This is a genomic window from Hyalangium gracile, assembly GCF_020103725.1.
In the GTDB taxonomy this organism is placed as follows: domain Bacteria; phylum Myxococcota; class Myxococcia; order Myxococcales; family Myxococcaceae; genus Hyalangium; species Hyalangium gracile.
The window spans coordinates 75,352-94,446 of sequence record NZ_JAHXBG010000004.1 but is presented as its reverse complement, the minus strand read 5'-3'; the positions used below and the strand labels follow the sequence as shown (position 1 = coordinate 94,446).

Genomic DNA, 19,095 nt, shown 5'->3' with positions numbered 1-19,095 from the left:
GATTGCTCGGGGCCTCGGTGGCGATGAGGCTCCCGCGTCACGCACCTGCGTGCGCACCACCGGAGATCGCGCCCATGAACCGAAGAGAGTTCCTCGAAGCCACGCTCGCGCTGATGGTGTCCCAGACGGCCTTCGCCGAGACAGGCGCGTCTTCGGCCCAGCCGATCGCGCGGCGGAAGCTGGGCCGGACGGGAGAGCAGATCTCCTGCATCGGGGTGGGCGGCTTCCACATCGGCACGCAGAAGGACGAGAACGAGAGCATCCAGCTCATCCGGCGCGCGCTCGACAACGGGCTGAACTTCCTCGACAACTGCTGGGACTACAACGAGGGGCAGAGCGAGATCCGGATGGGCAAGGCGCTGAGGGACGGCTACCGGTCCAAGGCGTTCCTGATGACGAAGATCGACGGCCGGGACCGGAAGACGGCCGAGGCGCAGATCGACGAGTCGCTCGAGCGCCTGCAGACCGATCACCTGGACCTGCTGCAGCTGCACGAGGTCATCTACGAGAAGGACCCGGAGCTGGCCTTCGCCAAGGGTAACGTGATGGAGGCGATGATTGCCGCGCGCAAGGCGGGCAAGGCGCGCTTCCTGGGCTTCACGGGGCACAAGTCTCCGGCGATGCACCTGAAGATGCTGGAGACGGCGAAGAAGAACGGGTTCCGGTTCGACGCGGTGCAGATGCCGCTCAACGTGATGGACGCGCACTTCGACAGCTTCGAGAAGCGGGTGCTGCCCGTGCTGGTGCGTGAGGAGATCGGCGTGCTGGGGATGAAGCCGATGGGCGGCAAGATCATCCTGGACAGCAAGACTGTCACCGCGCCCGAGTGCCTGCGCTACAGCCTGTCGCTGCCGGTGAGCGTGGTGATCACCGGAATCGACACGATGGAGCGGTTGGACCAGGCGCTCCAAGTGGCGCGAGGGTTCAAGCCCCTGTCGGAGAAGGAGGTGGCGGCGCTGCTCGCCAAGACCGAGAAGGCGGCGAAGGATGGCTCCTTCGAGAAGTACAAGACGAGCCAGCGGTTCGACGGCACGACCAAGAACCCGGAGTGGCTGGGTCCGCTGGCGGCGCAGGTCAACCCGCAGCCTCAGAAGAACTGAACCTCAGACCTCCTCGTCGGGAAGAAGCGTGAGGAGCAGCTCGTCGTCGGGGCCGAGCGGGCGCCAGCCTGGCGGCGGAGGCGTGGCGAGGAGCGCATCGCCAACCTGGTCGACGCGCTCCTGATGAGTCTCGGGGGTATAGGTACTTGCCCGCGCACCAGACGTGTGACTCGACGGCTCCGTTCCGCCTCCGCGACCAACCCGCTGAACACCTGCACTGCGGCGATGTCATCCGCCCCGAGTTCCTCGACCAGCGCCACCAGCGAGGCCGTGGGGCGTGCTTCGGCAAAAGCGGTGAGCGAATCGTAGCCGCGCTCATGGACCCGCTCATAATCTCCCATTGCAGGGCTGCTCGACTCTCAGTAGCGCGTCACATCCATGGACCTCCGAGGCTGGAACGTCATCGATGAGGAGCGCGCCGTGCTCTGGCGCGAGTACCAGTTCAACAAGGGCGCCTATGCGACCACGCTGGTCTTCCGGGGCACGGACGGGCTGGTGGTGTCGTGAAAGACCGGCGCGCACTCAAGGAGCGCTTGAACGCGCTGCTCGCGGAGGATCCGCCCACCCTCATCGTCCCTGGTCACGGGCCGGTGGTGACGACCGCCAACCTCGCGGCCGAGACCCCGGCCCAGATCGCCAGGCTGTGAGCAGAGCGGAACGCGTCGGCATGAGCTTGGACTCAGTGAAGAGGACTCTCCCCACAGTCGAGCATGGGGCCCGGGTGGATGCGGATCACCCGCTCATCCGCTACACCGGCCGCTTCGACTTCTCCGACGCGAAGGCGCCGGCCTTCGACTGGCCGGGCGTCACGATCGAGGCAGCCTTCGAAGGCACCACCTGCGCCGTCCTGCTCGAGGATGGAAACAACGACTACAATGTGTCCGTGGACGGCCAGCCTTCCACCGTGCTCCGCACCACCTCGGAGCAGGTGTACGTGCTGGCGCGGAAGCTTCCGGCGGGCCGGCACACGGTGCGGCTGACGCGGCGCACGGAGTCCGAGTGGGGCCAGGCTGTCTTCCACGGCTTCCTTCTCGATCCAGGGCGTGGCCTCGTGGAGCTGCCACCGAGGCCGGAGCGGAGGCTGCTCTTCATCGGGGACTCGTTCACCGCGGGCTATGGGAACGAGGGGCAGCTCGGAGACGCGTTCTCACGCGAGACGCAGAACGTCGAGCAGACCTACGCGGCCATGGTCTCCCAGCGGCTCGGTGCCGAGTACGAGATCCTCGCGAAGTCCGGGCGCGGCGTGGTGCGCAACTACGGAGAGCTGACGCCGACCTCCCCCAAGCCGATGCCCCGCTACTTCGCCCAGGCCCTGGCGGAGAAGGCGCAGCCGGACTGGGACTTCCGCTACCCGGCTCCCCATGCCGTGATCATCAACCTGGGGACGAACGACTTCTCCACCCGGCCGCACCCTCCCTGGGAGGTGTTCGCGAAGTGCTACGAGGTGTTCATCGCCGACGTGAGGCGGTCCTGGCCGGAGGTGCCCATCTTCAGCGTTGCGGGTCCGCGCATGATGGACCCGGCGACCGACTGGCTCCGAACCATCGTGGAGCGCCAGCGCGCGAGGGATGGCGGGCGGACGCATCTGGCGCTCATCGAGGACACCCTGGAGATGCCAGGAGACTTCGGCTGTGACTCGCACCCGAGCGTCACGGGCCACCGGAAGATGGCGGAGCAGCTCGAGCCTGTTCTCTCATCGGTGCTGAGCTGGAGCCGCGGGGTGTGAGTCGGACAGCCAGCGGGTCGGTTGCCACTCGTCCCTGAGCATGGTGCGGTTGAGACAAGCACTGATTCGGCGCGACAAGGTGCATGCCACCACGCGGGCCAGGGCCTCGCTGTCGGCGGAGGGAGCGTGCCGGGCCCCCGCGCAACTGGAGACCGCGAGCAGCATGAGGGCGGCAAGGAGGCGGGTACGCAGGGACATGAACTGGCTCCGAGAGGAAGGACCGTGGCGGATGCTTCTACCCCAAGCCTGAGCCCCACCGCCTCCCCCGAGGAGGTGCCTGTGCCGGGCCAGAGCGCCAGCTACTGGTATGCTTGTCATACCAGTTCACGGCACGTCCGGCCGGGTTCGACGCGGTTCTTCCCTGCCACCTCCGACCCGAGGCGACTGAGCTACCGTAGGCCCTCGTCCGAAAGGGAGAGAGCTCTGATGAACCCTCGCATCGCCCTGCGTACCGCACGCCCGGATGAGCGTCTGGCGCTGGAGGATGTGCAACGCCGCGCCTCTCTGGCGGGGGACGACTATCGAGAAGCCCTGCTCGCCCACCCCGAGGCCATCGAACTGCCACGGGCACAGCTCGAGGCCGGGCAGGTGACCGTGGCGGAGGCGGACGGCCGCGTGCTGGGGTTCTCGGTGGTCCTGCCGCGCGAGGACGGCGGTGCGGAGCTCGACGGTCTGTTCGTCGAGCCAGAGGCGTGGGGCCAGGGCATAGGCCGACAACTCGTGGAGCATGCCGTGTCTCGCTCGAGAGAGACTGGGGTGCGCGCCCTGCATGTCATCGCCAGTCCGCGCGCCGAGGGCTTCTATGCACGGTGCGGCTTCGAGCGGATCGGCGAGACGCCCACGCGCTTCGGGCAGGCCGTCCTGATGCGCATGAATCTCCACCCGGCGCGGCAGTGAACAGCTTTCACACTGCAAGCAAGATCCCCGCGAGCGAGGACGCGAAGTTCCGCTACACGCCCGACGGCAAGCACGCCGTCGTCCTCGCGGACAGGGTCAACAAGGCCGTCCGGAGTGTGAGCCCCCTCTCGGCTGTGTCACCGAGGTGCGCGCCAGGCGGCAGGGTACTCATGAAGGGTGGTGTGCCCGGCCCTGCCAGTCGGAGGGGGCAGAGGCATGTCCCACAGGCTTCTTCTGCGCGAATACGGAGCCGGAGCCGGTATGCCTGCCCACGTGTGAGGGCGGAGGTGTACGGCCCCAGTGCCAGCAGACTCCTTGTCCGCGAGGCCTTGCGAGCCGGGGAAGCCGCATCCTTGCGTCGAGGGCTAGGTGTGCAGGCAGCACAGACCGGACCGGTCCTATGCATGTCAGCCGGAGTTGTCGGCGCCGTGACGCGCTTGACAGGGTGGGAGCACGGCTGCTCTCACCTGGGGCCATGCTCTCGCTCCTCCTGGCCACCACCCTCGCGGCGGCGCCCGCGCCTCGCGCCGCGCCCTCGGCGAACACCGTCATCCACATTCCCCAGCTGGACAAGCTCTCCGGCCTCCATGGCTTCATGTCGCGCGCCGGCACCTACGCCGCCCTGGCGCGCCCCTCCACCTGGAGCCCCGAGTTCCACCCCTTCCTCTCGCTGGACCCGATGCGCCCCGAGTCCCTCTCGGCCGTGGGCATCGACGCCACCGCGCCCGCCACCCTCTCCTTCATCACCCGCAGCAAGGTCTCCTGCGTCCGGCTGACCGACGCCAAGGCCTTCCAGGCCAAGGCCAACGAGGCCCTGGCCACCGGCGGCGAGGTGAAGAGCAATGTCTCCAAGGGCCTGACCACGGCCAGCGCCCCCCGAGGCACCGGCCGCGCCGGCTACGTCCTCAAGGGCCAGGACGTCTGCTCCTTCGCCACCCTCTATGACGATGACGACCTGCTCAAGGAGACCGTGAAGCTCATGGGCAAGGCCCCCGCGCCGGACGCGCGGCTCGGCAAGCTGCCCGGCTCCGTCTTCGTCCTCCAGGGCTCGCGCATGGTGGTGGGCCTGGACGGCACCGCCGACGGCCTCCAGGTGGAGGGCACCGCCACCCAGCTCCCCCTGCCCCCCTTCCAGTCCGCGAGCGCCAGCCCCTATGGCGCCATGACGCAGCCCGGGCTCCTCTTCAGCCGCGCGCAGGTGGCCCCCGCCGGGCTCTCCCAGGCGGTGGGCTCGGTGCGCTGGAGCATCCAGCAGCTGTGCGCCGCGTGCCCGCCCGAGCAGATCAACACCGTGACGCAGGCGGTGACGCAGCAGCTCACCGGCCACCTGCTGGTGCTCGTGGACAACGTGCAGGTGAAGGCCTCGCTGCGCACCCCCGAGGGTCGCTTCTTCGCCCCGCGCCAGGTGGTGGCCGCCGAGGTGAAGGACCCCTCCAAGGTGAAGGCCGCCCTCTCCCCCCTGGCCGGCTTCCCCGGCGCCCAGGCCCTGGAGGACGGCTACGCGCTGGCGCTCAAGGGCGGCACCGTCCTCGTCCGCCAGAAGGGCAAGCACCTCGTGGTGGGCAATGACGAGGCGGTGGTGAAGAGCCTGCTCGACGCGCTCTCCGACAAGAGCGCGAAGCTGCCCCACGCCGTGGACTTCACCGCCGACCCGAAGCGCGCGGCCCGGGCCCTCTCCCAGGTGTCGCTGCTGGACATCATGTCCAACCAGCAGCTCGCCGGCCTCTTCGCCATGAGCGCCGAGGTGGGCCCGCTGCTCTCCAACAGCGAGCGCCTCAGCGGGTGGCTCGACAGCGCTCCGGGCGGAGGCCACCGCTTCTCCCTCACCTGGACGATGCCGGCCTCGGGCGCAAAACCCGCCCCTTAGAAGGTGGAAATCCGCCAGAAGTGCTAGCATCCCGGAAAACTGCGCCTTGGCTGGAAAGGCACGGAGGCCGTCCTCTCAAACTCCAGGAAAACCGGTAGGTTCGGCAGCTACTCACACCTACCTCCACCTATTTAATCGCACGAAGCAACACCTTTCACCCCACGCCGATAATCCGGGTGTCCCTCACGCTGCATCCCCCACAAGTTCCCGAGGTCTTCCGTGACGATCCGCCGCCTTGATCAGACTCCCGTCCTCCCCACCACCCGCGCCACCGAGACGAAGCAGCCCAACCAGGTGAAGCCCAACGCCGCGCAGAACCCCGCCGCGGCCGCGCAGAAGTCCGGCTTCACCCCCGCCACCAAGGCGCTGACGAACCTGACTGGCGCGGCGGCTCGCGAGGTGCCCCTGCCCGGCCCGCTGTCGCCCAGCAGCAAGGAGGGCCAGGCCGCCGTCCAGACGACGCTGAACTACCTCAACCAGCAGCAGGGCTCCGCCTCGGCGCTGATGCGCGGTGGCTCGCAGCCCGGGCTGGACGCGGCCAAGGCCTTCACCCCGCGCACCATCGAGCGGGACGAGCTGGGCATGACGCACGTGCGCATGGACCGCGTGCACGAGGGCATCAAGGTGTTCGGCGAGCAGGTGATTGGCCACCTGGACCGTGAAGGCAAGATGGACAGCGTCACGGGCGAGGCCTCGGTCATCCCCGAGGGCCTGGGCAAGCAGGAGCCGAAGCTGTCCGCCAAGGACGCGCTGGCCATCGCGCAGAAGGAGTTCGCCGGCAAGACGGACCGCGCCCCCACGCTCGAGCGCGTCATCTTCCAGGACGCCGAGGGCAAGTACCACTCCGGCTACCGCGCGGAGCTGACCAACACCACCAGCACCGAAGACCACCCCCGCCGGATGAACTACCTCATCGACGGCGAGACCGGGAAGATACACGAGCAGTTCAACCAGATCGGCGGCATCGAGCTGCCGGCGCGCAACAACACCACCCCGCCGACGGTGACGGGCACCGCCTCGCCGAACGCGGCCATCCAGGACCTGGCGACGACCACCTCGAAGATCAACCTCCCCGAGGACGTCACCATCGACAAGCTGAAGCTGGACCTGGACCTGGCCCACACCTACCGGGGTGACCTGGTGGTGAAGCTGACCAGCCCCTCGGGCAAGTCGGCCACCATCAGCGACCGCAAGGGCGGCAGCGCGGACGACCTCAAGGGCAGCTTCGACCTGTCCGAGTTCGCCGGCGAGAAGACCCAGGGCGAGTGGACGCTCACCGTGGAGGACAAGGCCAAGCGCGACACGGGCACCCTGAAGAGCTGGAGCCTGACGGCCACCGCCAAGCCGGGCGAGCCGCCCACCAACCCGCCGACGGGCACGGGCGACGACACCTCGCTGTACAGCGGCAAGGTGGACCTCTCCACCAAGCAGAACGCGGACGGCACCTACAGCCTGGAGGACGGCACGCGTGGCAAGGGCGTGGTGACGCAGGACGCGAACAACAAGGAGCGCCCCACCAGCACCACCCCCTTCAAGGACGCCAACAACACCTGGGGCGAGGCGGGCGATGACGCGCGCACCAAGGCGGCGGTGGACGCGCACTACGGCGCGCAGATGACGTACGACTTCTACAAGGACATCCTCGGCCGCGACTCGCTGGACGGCAAGGGCGAGAAGCTGGTGTCCAACGTCCACATCAGCAAGAACTACGTGAACGCCTTCTGGGACGGCACGCAGATGAACTACGGCGACGGCAACGGGCGCGACGCGGGCCCGCTGACCACGCTGGACATCGCCGGCCACGAGATCACCCACGGCCTCACCGAGCGCACCGCGGGCCTCATCTACAGCGGTGAGTCCGGCGGCCTGAACGAGGCCTTCAGCGACATCATGGGCACCGGCGTGGAGTGGTACGCCAGCCAGAAGAACCAGGCGGTGAAGTTCGACTTCGCGGTGGGCGAGGACGCCTGGACGCCGACCAACGGCGACCCGAACGACGCCCTGCGCTACATGAACGATCCGACGGCCGACGGCTACTCGGTGGACCACTACAAGAACTACCCGAAGCAGACCGAGGTCCACGGCTCCAGCGGCATCGCCAACAACGCCTTCTACCTGCTGTCCCAGGGCGGCACCAACCGCACCTCCGGCCAGGAGGTGAAGGACGGCGTGGGCATGGAGAAGAGCCTGAAGATCTTCGGCCGCGCGCTGACCACCTACATGACGCCGCGCACCACGTTCGCCCAGGCGCGTGACGCCACCATCAAGGCGGCCACGGACCTGTACGGCGCCAACTCCACCGAGGTGGCGAAGGTGAAGGAGGCCTGGAGCGCCGTCGGCGTGGAGACCAAGTAGTCAGCGTCTCCAGCCCAGGCTGGCGTCAGGCCGGGCGCTCCTGACGCCAGCGCGGCCAGCGCCTCGTGTCCTCTCCGGAGGACAGGTGCAGCGCCATCGCCGCGTTGAGGTCATCACCGTCCACGGTTCCCACCAGCCGCCCCCGCTCCAGCACCAGGAGCAGGGGCGGTTGTGCTTCCGCCATCTTTCGAATGGCGACCCACACGTTGTCCTCCGGGCTCACCACCACCGCGGGCCGCACCTGCTCGCGGACGGTGCGGCGCGAGCGCTCCGCCTCGGGCACCTGGAGCACGTCCTCGAGCACCACCCAGCCCACGGGACGATCCTGCTCGGTGGCGGGCAGCGCGGGCCGCCTCGCGCGGCGGATATCTCCCCGGGCGTCCTCCAGCGTGGCGTCCACTTCCACCCCGTGGAACCGGGGCGTCATCACCTGCTCCACGTGGAGCTTCTCGAACACCTCGCGGAGCAGCACCTGGCGGGCCTCGCCCTCGGCGCCGGTGTAGACCATGAAGGCGATGAAGGCGAGGAAGGGGTTGAAGGTGAACAGCCCCACCCCGAGGAAGAGCACCGCGCAGCCCTTGCCCACCCAGGCGGCCGTGCGCGTGGCGCGCACCATCCCCATGCGCCCCACCAGCAGTCCGCGCAGGATGCGGCCGCCATCCATGGGGAAGGCGGGCACCAGGTTGAAGGCGCCCAGGAAGAGGTTGAGGCTGCCCACGTAGGTGAGCGCGAACCTCGGGCTGAAGGAGCCGGGCTGGGGCAGGAGCCATGCCGCCAGCAGGAACAGGCCGCCGAGCCCCAGGCTCGTGAGCGGGCCGACGAGCGCCATCAGCACCTCGTCGCGGGAGCGCCGAGGCATCTCCGTCACCTCGGAGACTCCGCCGACGATCATCAGCGTGATGGAGCGCACCTGGCCACCGGCGCGCAGGGCGTAGACGACGTGGGCCATCTCGTGGAGCAGCACCGAGGCGAACAGCCCCACCGCCACCGCCAGGCCCCAGAGCACGGGCGCGCCCCCCACGGCCTCCGGGGGAACCTTCGCGACGGCCGCCGCCTGCCGGAAGACGCCTCCGAACAGGAAGGCGAGCAGCGGCAGCACGAGGAGCAGGGAGAAGTGGATCCGGATGGGGATGCCCCGGAACGAGCCCATCTGGAACGACCCACGCCTGCCGCGCATCACCGCCTCCTTGGAGAACCCTGGCACACGGAAAAGTTCCGTCCCGCCAGGGAGGGAAGCACGTGACGGAGGAGGGCCTCCCTGGCCGCCGGCTCTCCTAGCGAGAGGGAGGCAGCTCCCGGAGCACGTCCGCCAGCTCGGGCGGGAGCGCGGCCCCATGCTCGCGGGCCTCGTGCAGGTCCACCTCGGAGAACCTCACCGACAGCTCACGCGGGCCGAAGAGGCCTCGGCCCTGGGGGACGATCAGCTCGTACCGGACGGCGCCGAACTGGTGCTCCCCCGAGGCGCAGTGCTCCCGGTGGCGCATGGGCATGGCCAGGACGAAGGGGCGCAAGTGCTCGCGGTGCTCGCGAGCCAGCCGCTCCTGGATGGCGTGGCGGTCTCCCCCGCTGCGCTCCTCCTCGCTCCGGGCCAGCGCGAGCAGCTCTGGCAAGCGTTCGAACGTCTCGAGCAGCGCGGCGGTCTCCGAGTCCTTCAGGCTCATGGTGTCTCCGGGTGATACTCCCTGTGCCAATAAGCCCCCAAGAGCAACCCTCACTCTCGGTAGAAGCCTGTTGTCCATCGTGCTAGACGGCGCTTCATGCCCATGGACGGAACCCCCGAGAAGGACCCACTTCGCGCACGGCTCGAGCAGATGGAGAAGCAGGCCGAGCTGGGCGGCGGCGCCGACCGCATCGCCAAGCAGCACGAGGCCGGCAAGCTCACCGCGCGCGAGCGCATCGATCTGCTGTTGGATCCCGGCTCCTTCTGCGAGCTGGACAAGTTCGTCACCCACCGCTCGAACGACTTCGGCATGGGGGACAAGAAGATCCTCGGCGACGGCGTCGTCACCGGCTACGGCACGGTGGAGGGCCGCCAGGTGTTCGTCTTCGCGCAGGACTTCACCGTGTTCGGCGGCTCGCTGTCGGGCGCCTACGCGCAGAAGATCTGCAAGATCATGGACATGGCCACGCGGGTGGGCGCACCCGTCATCGGCCTGAACGACTCGGGCGGCGCGCGCATCCAGGAGGGCGTGGAGAGCCTGGCCGGCTACGCGGACATCTTCCTGCGCAACACCCTGGCCTCGGGCGTGGTGCCGCAGCTGTCGCTCATCATGGGCCCATGCGCGGGCGGCGCGGTGTACTCGCCGGCCATCACGGACTTCATCCTCATGGTGAAGGACACCTCCTACATGTTCATCACCGGCCCGGACGTCATCAAGACGGTGACGCACGAGGAGGTGACGAAGGAGGCGCTGGGCGGCGCGCTCACGCACAACCAGAAGTCGGGCGTGGCGCACTTCGCCGCGGAGAATGAGCAGGCCGCCATCCTGATGACGCGCGAGCTCTTGTCCTTCCTGCCCTCCAACAACCAGGAGGATCCGCCCGTCGTGCCGTGTGACGACGATCCGTTCCGGGCCGAGGACAGCCTGAAGGACATCGTCCCGTCCAACCCGAACAAGCCCTACGACATCAAGGACATCATCCGCGCGGTGGTGGACAACAAGCACTTCTTCGAGGTGCAGGAGCACTACGCGAAGAACATCGTCGTGGGCTTCGCGCGGATGAACGGGCGCCCGGTGGGCATCGTGGCCAACCAGCCGGCGGTGCTGGCCGGGTGCCTGGACATCGATGCCAGCGTGAAGGCGGCGCGCTTCGTGCGCTTCTGCGACTGCTTCAACATCCCCCTGGTGACGTTCGTGGACGTGCCGGGCTTCCTGCCGGGCACGGACCAGGAGTGGGGCGGCATCATCACCCACGGCGCCAAGCTGCTGTATGCCTTCGCCGAGGCCACGGTGCCCAAGGTGACCATCATCACCCGCAAGGCCTACGGCGGGGCGTATGACGTGATGGCGTCCAAGCACATCCGCGCGGACATCAACTACGCCTACCCCACCGGAGAGATCGCCGTGATGGGGCCCGAGGGCGCGGTGAACATCATCTTCCGCAACGAGCTGGGCAGCACCAAGGACGCGCAGGGGGAGCGCGCGCGCCTGGTGAACGAGTACCGGGAGAAGTTCGCCAACCCCTTCAAGGCGGCGGAGCTGGGCTACATCGACGAGGTGATCCGCCCCGAGCAGACGCGCGCCAAGGTGATCCGCGCGCTGGAGATGCTCAAGGACAAGCGCCAGGAGAACCTGCCGCGCAAGCACGGAAACATTCCGCTCTAGGCCGCGAAGCTACAGCAAGCAGGCAGGCACGCGCCGTCCGGGAAATTCTCGGGCGGCGCTTGAGCTTTGTAGGGTGCTCACCTCAAGGAGATCTCTTGTCCCACCCGCGCCTCATCCTGTTCCTGTCCGACGTCGAAGGAAACCTCACCGCCCTGCGCCAGACGTTGCGACGGGTATGTGAGGAGCTCGGTCAGTCCATGCCAGAAGTGAAGTGGACGCAGAGCCACAACGCGCTGGCGGATGCGGGCTGGCACGTGGCCGAGGTGACGCTGCCCACGGGGCGCAAGCCGCGGGAGAGCCACCTGGAGGAGCACCTGGACAAGCTGACGCAGGCGCTGGCGCAGGACTTCCGGGATCGCGCCGTGGGCCTGTTCGCCGACCGCGCCAACAGCTACGCGCGGGTGTGCGTGGGCGGCCCGGGGCGGCCCTCGAAGATGCTGGAGGGCGAGTTCCTCGACGTGCTGCGCCAGGCGGCCAAGTGGCTGGAGGTGGAGACGACGGTGCTCGCTCGACTGCTGGGCAACAACCCCGCGCGCAACCTGCTGGCGGCGGCGGTGGACTTCGGTGAGGACGGCAAGGGAGCGGCCGAGGCGCCGCCCGCCCCCCCGGAGCCGGACGAGGAGGATCGCTTCGTCGAGGCGAAGCTGAGCGAGGCGCGCGTCCTGATGGAGCGCTACCTGAGCGCCACGCGCAAGTAGCCTGTGGTTTGACGCGGCGCTCCCCGCCGCACCCTGAGGAAAAGTCGACGAGAGCGCGCATCACCCGCGTGGTAGATTCACCGGGTGCTGCTCCTCGTCCTCTACGTGGGGCTGGTCTACGCGGCGGCGCTGCTGGCGGCGCTGCTGGCGAAGGGCCCGTCCTGGCGGCGAGGCGCCGCGCTGCTCGTCGTCGGGGCAGGCCTCCCCATCCCCTGGCTGGCGCCCGCCGAGTACCCCACCTTCCGAGCCGTCGTGGCGCTGGTCAGCCTGTGGTTCACCGCCCGCACCGTGGAGCTCGTCCGGGAGCCGCGGCCGGTGCCCGTGGGCCGTCGCCTCTGGCACGCCGTGGGCCTGGTGGACACGCTCCGTGTCCGGCGCATCGCTCCCACCGTGGACAGGTCCGCGCTGAGCCGGCTGCTGCTCTGCGGGCCGCTGGTGGTCGCCGGGTGGGCGGGCGTCTCGCTCGGCAGTGAGCTGCTCTCGGGCGCGGCCCGGCTCGCGGTCCGCTGGGCCTGCGGCGTCCTGTTCGTGTACACGGCCGTGGAGGTCGTCGTCTCCCTGGTGCTCCTCTTCTACGGTGCCCTCGGCATCGACCCCCGGCCGCTCCATGACGATCCGATCCGCGCGCGGACGATCACCGAGTTCTGGAGCCGCCGCTGGAACCGGGTGGTGCACCGCTTCCTCAAGCAGACCTTCTTCGCCCCCGTGGCGCGCCGGGGCTACACGGAGCTGGGGCTGGGGCTGGCCTTCCTCTTCAGCGCCCTGTTCCACTTCGGCTTCATGCTGCCGGCGGTGGGGCTGTTCTGGGCCGGGGTGATGGGCGCCTTCTTCCTGCTGCAGCTACCGCTGCTGTGGGCGGAGCGGGCGCTGGGAGTGGCGCGCTGGCCCGCCCCGCTCGCCCGGGCGTGGACCCTGGGCCTGCTGCTCGTCAGCTCTCCCCTCTTCGTCGAGCCGGTGCTGCGGATCGTCGACACGTGGGGCGGGGCTGCGCTCATGTACGCGCCTCTGCGCGAGCGCGAACTTTCGTGGGCTGGACGGCTCCCCCACGGAGCCTCTATGACCCCAGGACTTTCCGAGTGAGGAGTGGAATGGACGCCGAGACACTCAAGCAGTTCGCCATGGCCCTCGAGCACGTCATGTCGCAGGCGCGGCAGCGCTACAAGGCCGCGGAGTTGGAGCGCGTGGAGGAGTTCGTCCAGAACATGCTGGGGATGCGGACGCCGGTGGCCGCGGATCCGCGGCAGATGAACGGCAAGGTCAGCCGCAACTACTTCCCGGGGCTGACGGCGCGGCCCTGGCACGACACCTCGAGGCTGTCCTGGGTGCCGCGGCTCGAGCAGTCCTTCTCCATGGTGCGGGAGGAGCTGGAGAGCGCGCTGCGGGTGGGCCGCGGGTTCGAGGAGTTCTATGACCGGACGGACTTCGAGAAGCAGGGCTGGAAGGAGTTCTACTTCTACCGGGCCGGGAGCGGGACGAAGATCCGGATCGACTTCCCGGAGAACCAGGCCCGCTGCCCGAAGACGACGCAGCTCATCCAGCAGCTGCCGGTGGCGGGCGAGGCGATGTTCGCCAGCCTGGCGCCGAAGGGCTACATCCGCCCGCACTGCAGCGAGTTCAACGCGAAGCTGACGTGCCACCTGGGGCTCATCGTCCCGCCGGACTGCGCCATCCGCGTGGCGGACGAGGTGCGCACCTGGGAGGAGGGCAAGTGCCTGCTCTTCGACGACACCTACGAGCACGAGGTGTGGAACCGGAGTGAGCGGCTGCGCGTCATCCTGCTCCTGGACGTCTGGCACCCGGACCTGACGCAGATCGAAGTGAGCACCCTCATCCAGTTCCGGGATCTGCTCAGCAGCGCCCAGGCCTGACCTCTGGCCCCACCGAGACGAAAGAAGTGAGCACCATGGTTGTCGTTGATGGACACACGCTGCGCCCGCTGGATGTGTATGACGTGGCCGTGCAGGCCCGGAAGGTGGAGATCCCCGCCGAGGCCGTGACACGGATCCGCCGGAGCCGGGAGCACCTGGAGCGGCTGGCTCGGGAGAACGTCCCCATCTACGGGGTGACGACCGGCTACGGCGAGATGGTGTACGTGCTGGTCGACAACCGGCACGAGAGCGAGCTGCAGACCAACCTGGTGCGGAGCCACGCCGCCGGCGTGGGAGCGGCGCTGACGCGAGAGGAGTCCCGGGCCATCATGGCGGCGCGGCTGAACGCGCTGTGCCGGGGGTTCTCGGCGGTCCGGCAGGAGCTCGTGGAGCGGCTGGCGCTCTACCTCAACGAGGACATCGTGCCGGTGATTCCGGCGGTGGGCTCGCTGGGCGCGAGCGGGGACCTGGGGCCGCTGGCGCACATGGCGGTGACGCTCATCGGCGAGGGGTACGTGTTCGGTGAGAAGGGCGAGAAGGTGCCCACCCGGGAGGTGCTGGCGAAGCGGGGCCTGGAGCCGCTGCAGCTCAAGTTCAAGGAGGGGCTGGGGCTCATCAACGGCACGTCGGCGATGACGGGCGTAGGCAGCCTCATCGCGCACCAGGCCTCCGAGCAGCTGCTGCAGGCCGAGATCATCACCGGGCTGGCGCTGGAGGTGCTGCGCGCCTCGTCGAGCGCCTTCCAGCCCGAGGGGCATGAGCTGGCGCGTCCGCACAAGGGACAGATCGACTGCGCGTTCAACCTGCGCCAGCTGCTGGCCGGCAGCCGGCTCATCCCGTCCCACCAGCAGCTTCGGGAGGAGCTGGACGCCCAGCGGAGCCAGGGAGCTGGCGCTACCCGCACGGAGGTGTACCTCCAGAAGGCGTATACGCTGCGGTGCGTGCCCCAGGTGCTGGGGGCGGTGCGCGACACGCTGGCGCACACCCACAAGACGCTCACGGTGGAGCTCAACAGCGCCAACGACAACCCGCTGTTCATCGAGGACCGCGAGGTGTTCCACGGCGGCAACTTCCACGGGCAGCCCATCGCGTTCGTCATGGACTTCACGTCCATCGCGCTCACGCAGCTGGGGGTGATGTCGGAGCGCCGCACCAACCGGCTGCTCAACCAACACCTGAGCGGGGGACTGCCGGAGTTCCTGGTGAAGAGCAACCCGGGGTTGAACTGCGGCTTCGCCGGCGCGCAGTACCCGGCGACGGCGCTGGTGGCGGAGAACCGCGTTACGGCCACGCCCGCGAGCATCCAGAGCATCCCGTCCAACGGAGACAACCAGGACGTGGTGAGCATGGGGCTGATCTCGGCGCGCAACGCGCGGCGGATCCTGGAGAACAACTATTACATCCTCGCGGTGGAGGCGCTGGCGGCGGCCCAGGCGGTGGATCTGCTGGGCGTGCGGGACCAGCTCGGCAAGGCGGGGAGGACCACCTACGAGACGCTGCGGGCCCGCGTGCCGATGCTGGAGGCCGACCGCTACATGAGCGACGAGCTCTACGGCGTGCGAGATCTGCTCGCTGCGGGAACCCTCCTGCGCGAGCAGCGCAACGCGGGCCTCGAGCTGGTGGGCTGCGCCTAGTGTCCTGGGGCCGGCTCAGCTCCGGTGGCGCTCGGCGACGCGGTAGAGCTGGGTGAGGGAGAAGTCCAGCAGGGCCTGGCGTGAGCGCAGGTACTTGTAGGCGCGCACGAAGGGCAGCCATACCCGTTGGCCCACACGCACCTGGGCCTCCTCCAGCTTCTTGCGTGGAATCCACTGCCCGCCCAGGTGGCGCACCAGCACCTGCCCCAGGTAGGCGCCCACTCCAGGCACCGCGCGCTGGTCGATGAGCTCGCGCTCGAAGATGCGAGGGAAGTCCTCCAGCCAGAAGTGGAAGTCCAGGTCGGTGAGGGACTCGGGACTCTCCTTGAAGAGAGAGGGCACCTCGACGTGCCGCATGGCCACCATGTACTCGGCCAGCAGGGAGTAGTGCTCCAGCGCGGCCTGGATATCCGGCACGTCCGAAGGCAGGGCGGCGCTCGCGGGCAGCCACTCCTCCGGCTCGGGGGGCGGGTGGGCGTTGAGCTCGGCAATCATCCGCTGGCGCGTGGCCACGCCCCTGTGCGCCACCAGCCGCGAGAACAAGGGGGCCACCTCCGGGGAGAAGCGCGGCTCCACGGGGACGAGGGCGGCGTTGCGCTCGTGCAGGGAGCGCAGCACGGTGTCGTAGTCCAGCTCCGGGCGCAGGTGGACGAGAGCGCGCGCCTGGGCCTGCCGGGCTTCCTCGCGGGTGAAGTCGGCGGCGGTGGGCCATGTCACCAGGAGGATGGAGCCGTTGGGCAGCTCCTCCACCCGGTGGGCCGGAGTGGACAGCATCCGCTCGCGCCCCACCGTCTCCACCAGCTGGGGCCCGAACACGTTCAGCCAGCACACCTCGTAGATCTTGTCGAACCCGTCCCGGTACATGGTCCTGTCGTCCCTGCCGTAGTTGGGAGCGCCCGCCAGGTGCTCATCCGCCCCGCTGTGGGCCGTGGCATGGGGCACGGGGTAGTGGGAGGACCAGGCACGCACCAGCTCCACGAGCCGTCGGCAGCGCTCCTCCTCGTTGAAGAAGGTGAGCGGTTGCACTCCCAGACTGACACTCAACACGCGAGGGGACTGTTGGAGCCCGAAGCTGAGCGCCATGTCCAACAAGGGGTACGTCGTGTGAAACAGCCCACAGCCCGAACCGTACTTGTCCAGGCGCTCCTCCAGTGCCTTCCAGACAGCGGCGCGGCTGTACTTACGGCGGCGCTTGCCCTTGACGAAGTCCGGCACCCACTCCCCGGCGTACTTCTCGAGTACCTCGAAGAAAGGTGTCAAAGCGCGCTCGATCTCCATCTGGGGATCGAAAGACCCTTTCCAGTAGAGATCGAGGCTGTCCTCCGACTCCAGGTCTTGCATCGCTCGAACCGTCATTGAAACCGCACCTCGACTCCTTGGACTTTCGCCTTGGCTTCACTCACGGCCGTTCTCAAATCCTTGGACTCCATCGGCAAGAGTTCTCCACCCTCGTAGACGAGGTGAACGCGCTGCACCCCTGCAGTTTGCTGGAGCGAAGGCCGCCGAATGTCCACCGTCCCCCCGTAGGAGTCCAGGGCCGCCTGGGCATCCGTGCGGACCTGGTTACGTAGAGAGTCGCGTTGCAACGACTTGAGGTAGCGGCTCTTGAAGCTGAAGGTCTCCACGCGAGGAGACTGGCCAGCGGAGGGCCGCTCCTCGATGACGAGCACATCCACATAACGGATGCCAGGCGCATCCGGCTTGGACACGCCCACATGTGTCTCGATGCGCGGCTGGTGGAAGTCCTGGAGCCACTGGCGCTGCGCCCGCGGCAGGCGGGCATCCCCGCGCAGCACTTCCACCATGGCGCGCTCGAAGGCCAGCCCCCGGGCAAACGTCCCGCGCAGCCGCTGGTACGCTTCCCAGCGTAGTGGCCCTCTCGTCGTCTGGCCCTGCTCCAGCTCCTTGAGCCGTGCCTGGCGGTAGGCGCGGTAGTCCTCCCAGAGCGCGTAGCCCTCGGGCACTCCCGGCGGCGGCGCGGAGAGCGTGGCGTGCAGCTTCCTCAACAGGGCCACGGTCGCCGGCAGGCGCGGGCCCTGCACCTCCAGCTCGGCCTCCCTCAGCCTGGCCTCCAGCACCTCCACGCTCAGGCCGGCGGCCTCATCCACCAGCGAGGCGAGCCCGCTCCGTGCTCCCGTGAGAGCAGTCCTCGGCTCGAGGGCTCCCGGGCGCTCGGGGCGAGCCTCGGACAACCACGCCTGCGCCCTGGCCACGTTGCCCTTCGCCTCGTACAGCGCCACGGCGGCCCGCTCGCCCCCGGCTCCCACGAGTACCGCCGCCTCCCGGCTGGCGCGCACGTAGCGGGCCAGCTCTCCCACCCCCTCCACTCCCAGGCGCTCCGTCACCTGCCACGCCGCACTCCGCAGCGCCACCAGCCTCAGCTCCGGCAGCGAGAGCCGTGCTCTCCCTTCCGCCGTCCGCGACAGGTACCGGGCGCCCTTGCCCCCGACGTATAGCCCCACCACCAACGCCGCCGGGGCCAGCTCTCGAGTGGCCTGCTCGTACTGTCGTTGCACCAGCTCGCCCAGCCCGTGCGCAGTGCCCGCCGCCAGGTGGTAGAAGCCCAGCGGCACCCCGAAGCTCAGCTGGTCCAAGGCTCCCAGCGCCGTGTTGCCGGGGGTGAAGTGCTCTTCGGCCAGCTCGCGTTCCAGCACCGCCTGCGCCTGCTGGTAGACGGGCGGCAACTGCTGGAGCCGTGCGCTCATCTTCAGGTAGCGCGCCCCATCGCTCACCGGGCTGCTGTTGAGCGCGTCCGTGGCGGCCAGCCTCAGCCCTCTCAGCACGTCCGAGCCCTGCTCGCCTCGCTCCGGGTAGTCGGAGAGCCTCAGGCCGCGCCGCTTCAGCTCCTGGCGCACCGCCTCCATGCGCCCCAGCGTCTGGCTCAGCTGCTTGTCTCGCGCCAGCAGCCGCAACAGCCCGTCCAGCTCGTCGTCGAAGCTGGTGTGGACGATGAAGAGGGCGAACACCTCGGCATGGGCGCCGTAGTCCCGCGTCGCCTCGAGCAGGAAGGCAGCCCGTTTGGCGATGAGCGCCTGCGAGGCCTTCGCGTCCACCATGGGGCCCTGCGCGCCCAGCCGCACCGCGCTCCAGTCCCCCAACCGCTCCACCAGCCGCGCCATCCCCACACCGCGCTGCAAACCCAGGTACTCCCTCACCGAAGGGCAGGCCAGCAGCGGCGCCAGCAGCTCCTCGTCGCTGTCAGCCTCCCGCGGCCAGCCCTCGGGCACGGGCTCACAGCCTGCGGCCGACGCCTCCCCCTGCTCGCCCTCCTGCGCACCCCTCCGCGTTGCCGGCAGCGGCCCCAGGCCCCACGCCAGGGCCAGCTCCCGGCGCTCCGCTCGCTGCCGGCTGAGCCCTGTCGAGCCGCGCGGCGCCGGCACCGTCGCGCAGCCCATGGCCAGCACCCACGCCAACAGCCACAACGCGCCCACTCCCCTCCACGGGCGCGCCAAAACCCAGGCACGAAGCGTCCTCATGTGAATCCCCCCCTCCGAAGGCTCCACCTTAGAACAGCGCTGCCCTCGCCGACGACGCCACGGAAAGTCTGGCGCGGTCTGGCGGCCTGTATGTACTGGTCTGCTTGTCATACCAGTCGGGAACCAGCCCGCGCACAGGGCGCCTCCC

The 19,095-nt window shown here is 69.0% G+C and carries 16 protein-coding genes and 1 pseudogene; 12 read left to right on the top strand and 5 right to left on the bottom strand.

All coding sequences use genetic code 11. The annotated features are described in order from the left end of the window. Nucleotides 1–74 precede the first annotated feature (74 nt). Complete coding sequence (locus KY572_RS09300) at nucleotides 75–1,100, top strand: aldo/keto reductase (RefSeq protein ID WP_224242183.1); 1,026 nt, start codon at nucleotides 75–77, stop codon at nucleotides 1,098–1,100. A 3-nt stretch (nucleotides 1,101–1,103) separates the two neighbouring features. On the opposite strand, the pseudogene KY572_RS09295 reads toward KY572_RS09300, so the two are convergent. Then, a pseudogene (locus KY572_RS09295) lies at nucleotides 1,104–1,441 on the bottom strand (NUDIX hydrolase). A gap of 37 nt (nucleotides 1,442–1,478) precedes the next feature. Here KY572_RS09295 and KY572_RS47100 point away from each other — a divergent pair. From KY572_RS47100 to KY572_RS09270, 6 genes are all read left to right on the top strand, one after another. After that, the gene (locus KY572_RS47100; protein WP_263451539.1) at nucleotides 1,479–1,607 is read left to right on the top strand and encodes a hypothetical protein; all 129 of its coding nucleotides are present in this window, start codon (nucleotides 1,479–1,481) and stop codon (nucleotides 1,605–1,607) included. Next, nucleotides 1,604–1,747 carry a hypothetical protein gene (locus KY572_RS09290; RefSeq protein ID WP_224242182.1) on the top strand — a complete coding sequence of 48 codons (144 nt, stop codon included), beginning with the start codon at nucleotides 1,604–1,606 and terminating at the stop codon, nucleotides 1,745–1,747. Before KY572_RS47100 ends, KY572_RS09290 begins: the two co-directional genes overlap by 4 nt. Nucleotides 1,748–1,782: 35 nt before the next feature. Next, a complete protein-coding gene (locus KY572_RS09285) occupies nucleotides 1,783–2,826 on the top strand; it encodes an SGNH/GDSL hydrolase family protein (protein ID WP_224242181.1) in 1,044 nt (347 codons plus the stop codon). A gap of 426 nt (nucleotides 2,827–3,252) precedes the next feature. Further along, complete coding sequence (locus KY572_RS09280; RefSeq protein WP_224242180.1) at nucleotides 3,253–3,723, top strand: GNAT family N-acetyltransferase; 471 nt, start codon at nucleotides 3,253–3,255, stop codon at nucleotides 3,721–3,723. 475 nt (nucleotides 3,724–4,198) lie between these two features. Continuing rightward, complete coding sequence (locus KY572_RS09275) at nucleotides 4,199–5,590, top strand: hypothetical protein (protein WP_224242179.1); 1,392 nt, start codon at nucleotides 4,199–4,201, stop codon at nucleotides 5,588–5,590. Nucleotides 5,591–5,809: 219 nt separating this feature from the next. Beyond that, nucleotides 5,810–7,945, top strand: a complete 2,136-nt coding sequence (locus tag KY572_RS09270) for a M4 family metallopeptidase (protein WP_224242178.1) — start codon at nucleotides 5,810–5,812, stop codon at nucleotides 7,943–7,945. 25 nt (nucleotides 7,946–7,970) lie between these two features. Here the strand turns inward: KY572_RS09270 and KY572_RS09265 are convergent, their stop codons facing one another. Together KY572_RS09265 and KY572_RS09260 are read right to left on the bottom strand one after the other, a co-directional pair. Beyond that, nucleotides 7,971–9,122: a site-2 protease family protein gene (locus KY572_RS09265; RefSeq protein ID WP_224242177.1), complete on the bottom strand. Its 1,152-nt coding sequence runs from the start codon at nucleotides 9,120–9,122 to the stop codon at nucleotides 7,971–7,973. Nucleotides 9,123–9,219: 97 nt separating this feature from the next. Continuing rightward, a complete protein-coding gene (locus KY572_RS09260; RefSeq protein WP_224242176.1) occupies nucleotides 9,220–9,606 on the bottom strand; it encodes a hypothetical protein in 387 nt (128 codons plus the stop codon). A gap of 102 nt (nucleotides 9,607–9,708) precedes the next feature. Here KY572_RS09260 and KY572_RS09255 point away from each other — a divergent pair, with 102 nt between their 5' ends. The 5 genes from KY572_RS09255 to cmdF all read left to right on the top strand — a co-directional run bounded on the left by KY572_RS09255 (nucleotide 9,709) and on the right by cmdF (nucleotide 15,471). After that, entirely contained in the window at nucleotides 9,709–11,271 is a 1,563-nt protein-coding gene (locus tag KY572_RS09255) for an acyl-CoA carboxylase subunit beta (protein WP_224242537.1), read from the top strand. 95 nt (nucleotides 11,272–11,366) lie between these two features. Then, entirely contained in the window at nucleotides 11,367–11,969 is a 603-nt protein-coding gene (locus tag KY572_RS09250) for a hypothetical protein (RefSeq protein WP_224242175.1), read from the top strand. Nucleotides 11,970–12,053: 84 nt separating this feature from the next. Next, nucleotides 12,054–13,049, top strand: a complete 996-nt coding sequence (locus tag KY572_RS09245; RefSeq protein WP_224242174.1) for an MBOAT family protein — start codon at nucleotides 12,054–12,056, stop codon at nucleotides 13,047–13,049. 8 nt (nucleotides 13,050–13,057) lie between these two features. After that, entirely contained in the window at nucleotides 13,058–13,837 is a 780-nt protein-coding gene (locus tag KY572_RS09240) for an aspartyl/asparaginyl beta-hydroxylase domain-containing protein (RefSeq protein WP_224242173.1), read from the top strand. A 35-nt stretch (nucleotides 13,838–13,872) separates the two neighbouring features. Then, nucleotides 13,873–15,471: a tyrosine 2,3-aminomutase gene (gene cmdF, locus KY572_RS09235; protein ID WP_224242172.1), complete on the top strand. Its 1,599-nt coding sequence runs from the start codon at nucleotides 13,873–13,875 to the stop codon at nucleotides 15,469–15,471. Nucleotides 15,472–15,486: 15 nt separating this feature from the next. On the opposite strand, the gene KY572_RS09230 is transcribed toward cmdF, so the two are convergent. Both KY572_RS09230 and KY572_RS09225 read right to left on the bottom strand, forming a co-directional pair. Continuing rightward, complete coding sequence (locus tag KY572_RS09230) at nucleotides 15,487–16,827, bottom strand: hypothetical protein (protein ID WP_224242171.1); 1,341 nt, start codon at nucleotides 16,825–16,827, stop codon at nucleotides 15,487–15,489. Continuing rightward, nucleotides 16,824–18,902 carry a hypothetical protein gene (locus KY572_RS09225; protein ID WP_224242170.1) on the bottom strand — a complete coding sequence of 693 codons (2,079 nt, stop codon included), beginning with the start codon at nucleotides 18,900–18,902 and terminating at the stop codon, nucleotides 16,824–16,826. Before KY572_RS09225 ends, KY572_RS09230 begins: the two co-directional genes overlap by 4 nt. Nucleotides 18,903–19,095 lie beyond the last annotated feature (193 nt).

Excerpts from the sequence above, each read along its gene's own strand:
- KY572_RS09265 (WP_224242177.1), bottom strand. The coding sequence starts at position 9,122 with ATGCGCGGCAGGCGTGGGTCGTTCCAGATGGGCTCGTTCCGGGGCATC.
- KY572_RS09300 (WP_224242183.1), top strand. The coding sequence starts at position 75 with ATGAACCGAAGAGAGTTCCTCGAAGCCACGCTCGCGCTGATGGTGTCC.
- KY572_RS09260 (WP_224242176.1), bottom strand. The coding sequence starts at position 9,606 with ATGAGCCTGAAGGACTCGGAGACCGCCGCGCTGCTCGAGACGTTCGAA.
- cmdF (WP_224242172.1), top strand. The coding sequence starts at position 13,873 with ATGGTTGTCGTTGATGGACACACGCTGCGCCCGCTGGATGTGTATGAC.
- KY572_RS09255 (WP_224242537.1), top strand. The coding sequence starts at position 9,709 with ATGGACGGAACCCCCGAGAAGGACCCACTTCGCGCACGGCTCGAGCAG.
- KY572_RS09240 (WP_224242173.1), top strand. The coding sequence starts at position 13,058 with ATGGACGCCGAGACACTCAAGCAGTTCGCCATGGCCCTCGAGCACGTC.
- KY572_RS09280 (WP_224242180.1), top strand. The coding sequence starts at position 3,253 with ATGAACCCTCGCATCGCCCTGCGTACCGCACGCCCGGATGAGCGTCTG.
- KY572_RS09275 (WP_224242179.1), top strand. The coding sequence starts at position 4,199 with ATGCTCTCGCTCCTCCTGGCCACCACCCTCGCGGCGGCGCCCGCGCCT.
- KY572_RS47100 (WP_263451539.1), top strand. The coding sequence starts at position 1,479 with ATGGACCTCCGAGGCTGGAACGTCATCGATGAGGAGCGCGCCGTGCTC.
- KY572_RS09230 (WP_224242171.1), bottom strand. The coding sequence starts at position 16,827 with ATGACGGTTCGAGCGATGCAAGACCTGGAGTCGGAGGACAGCCTCGAT.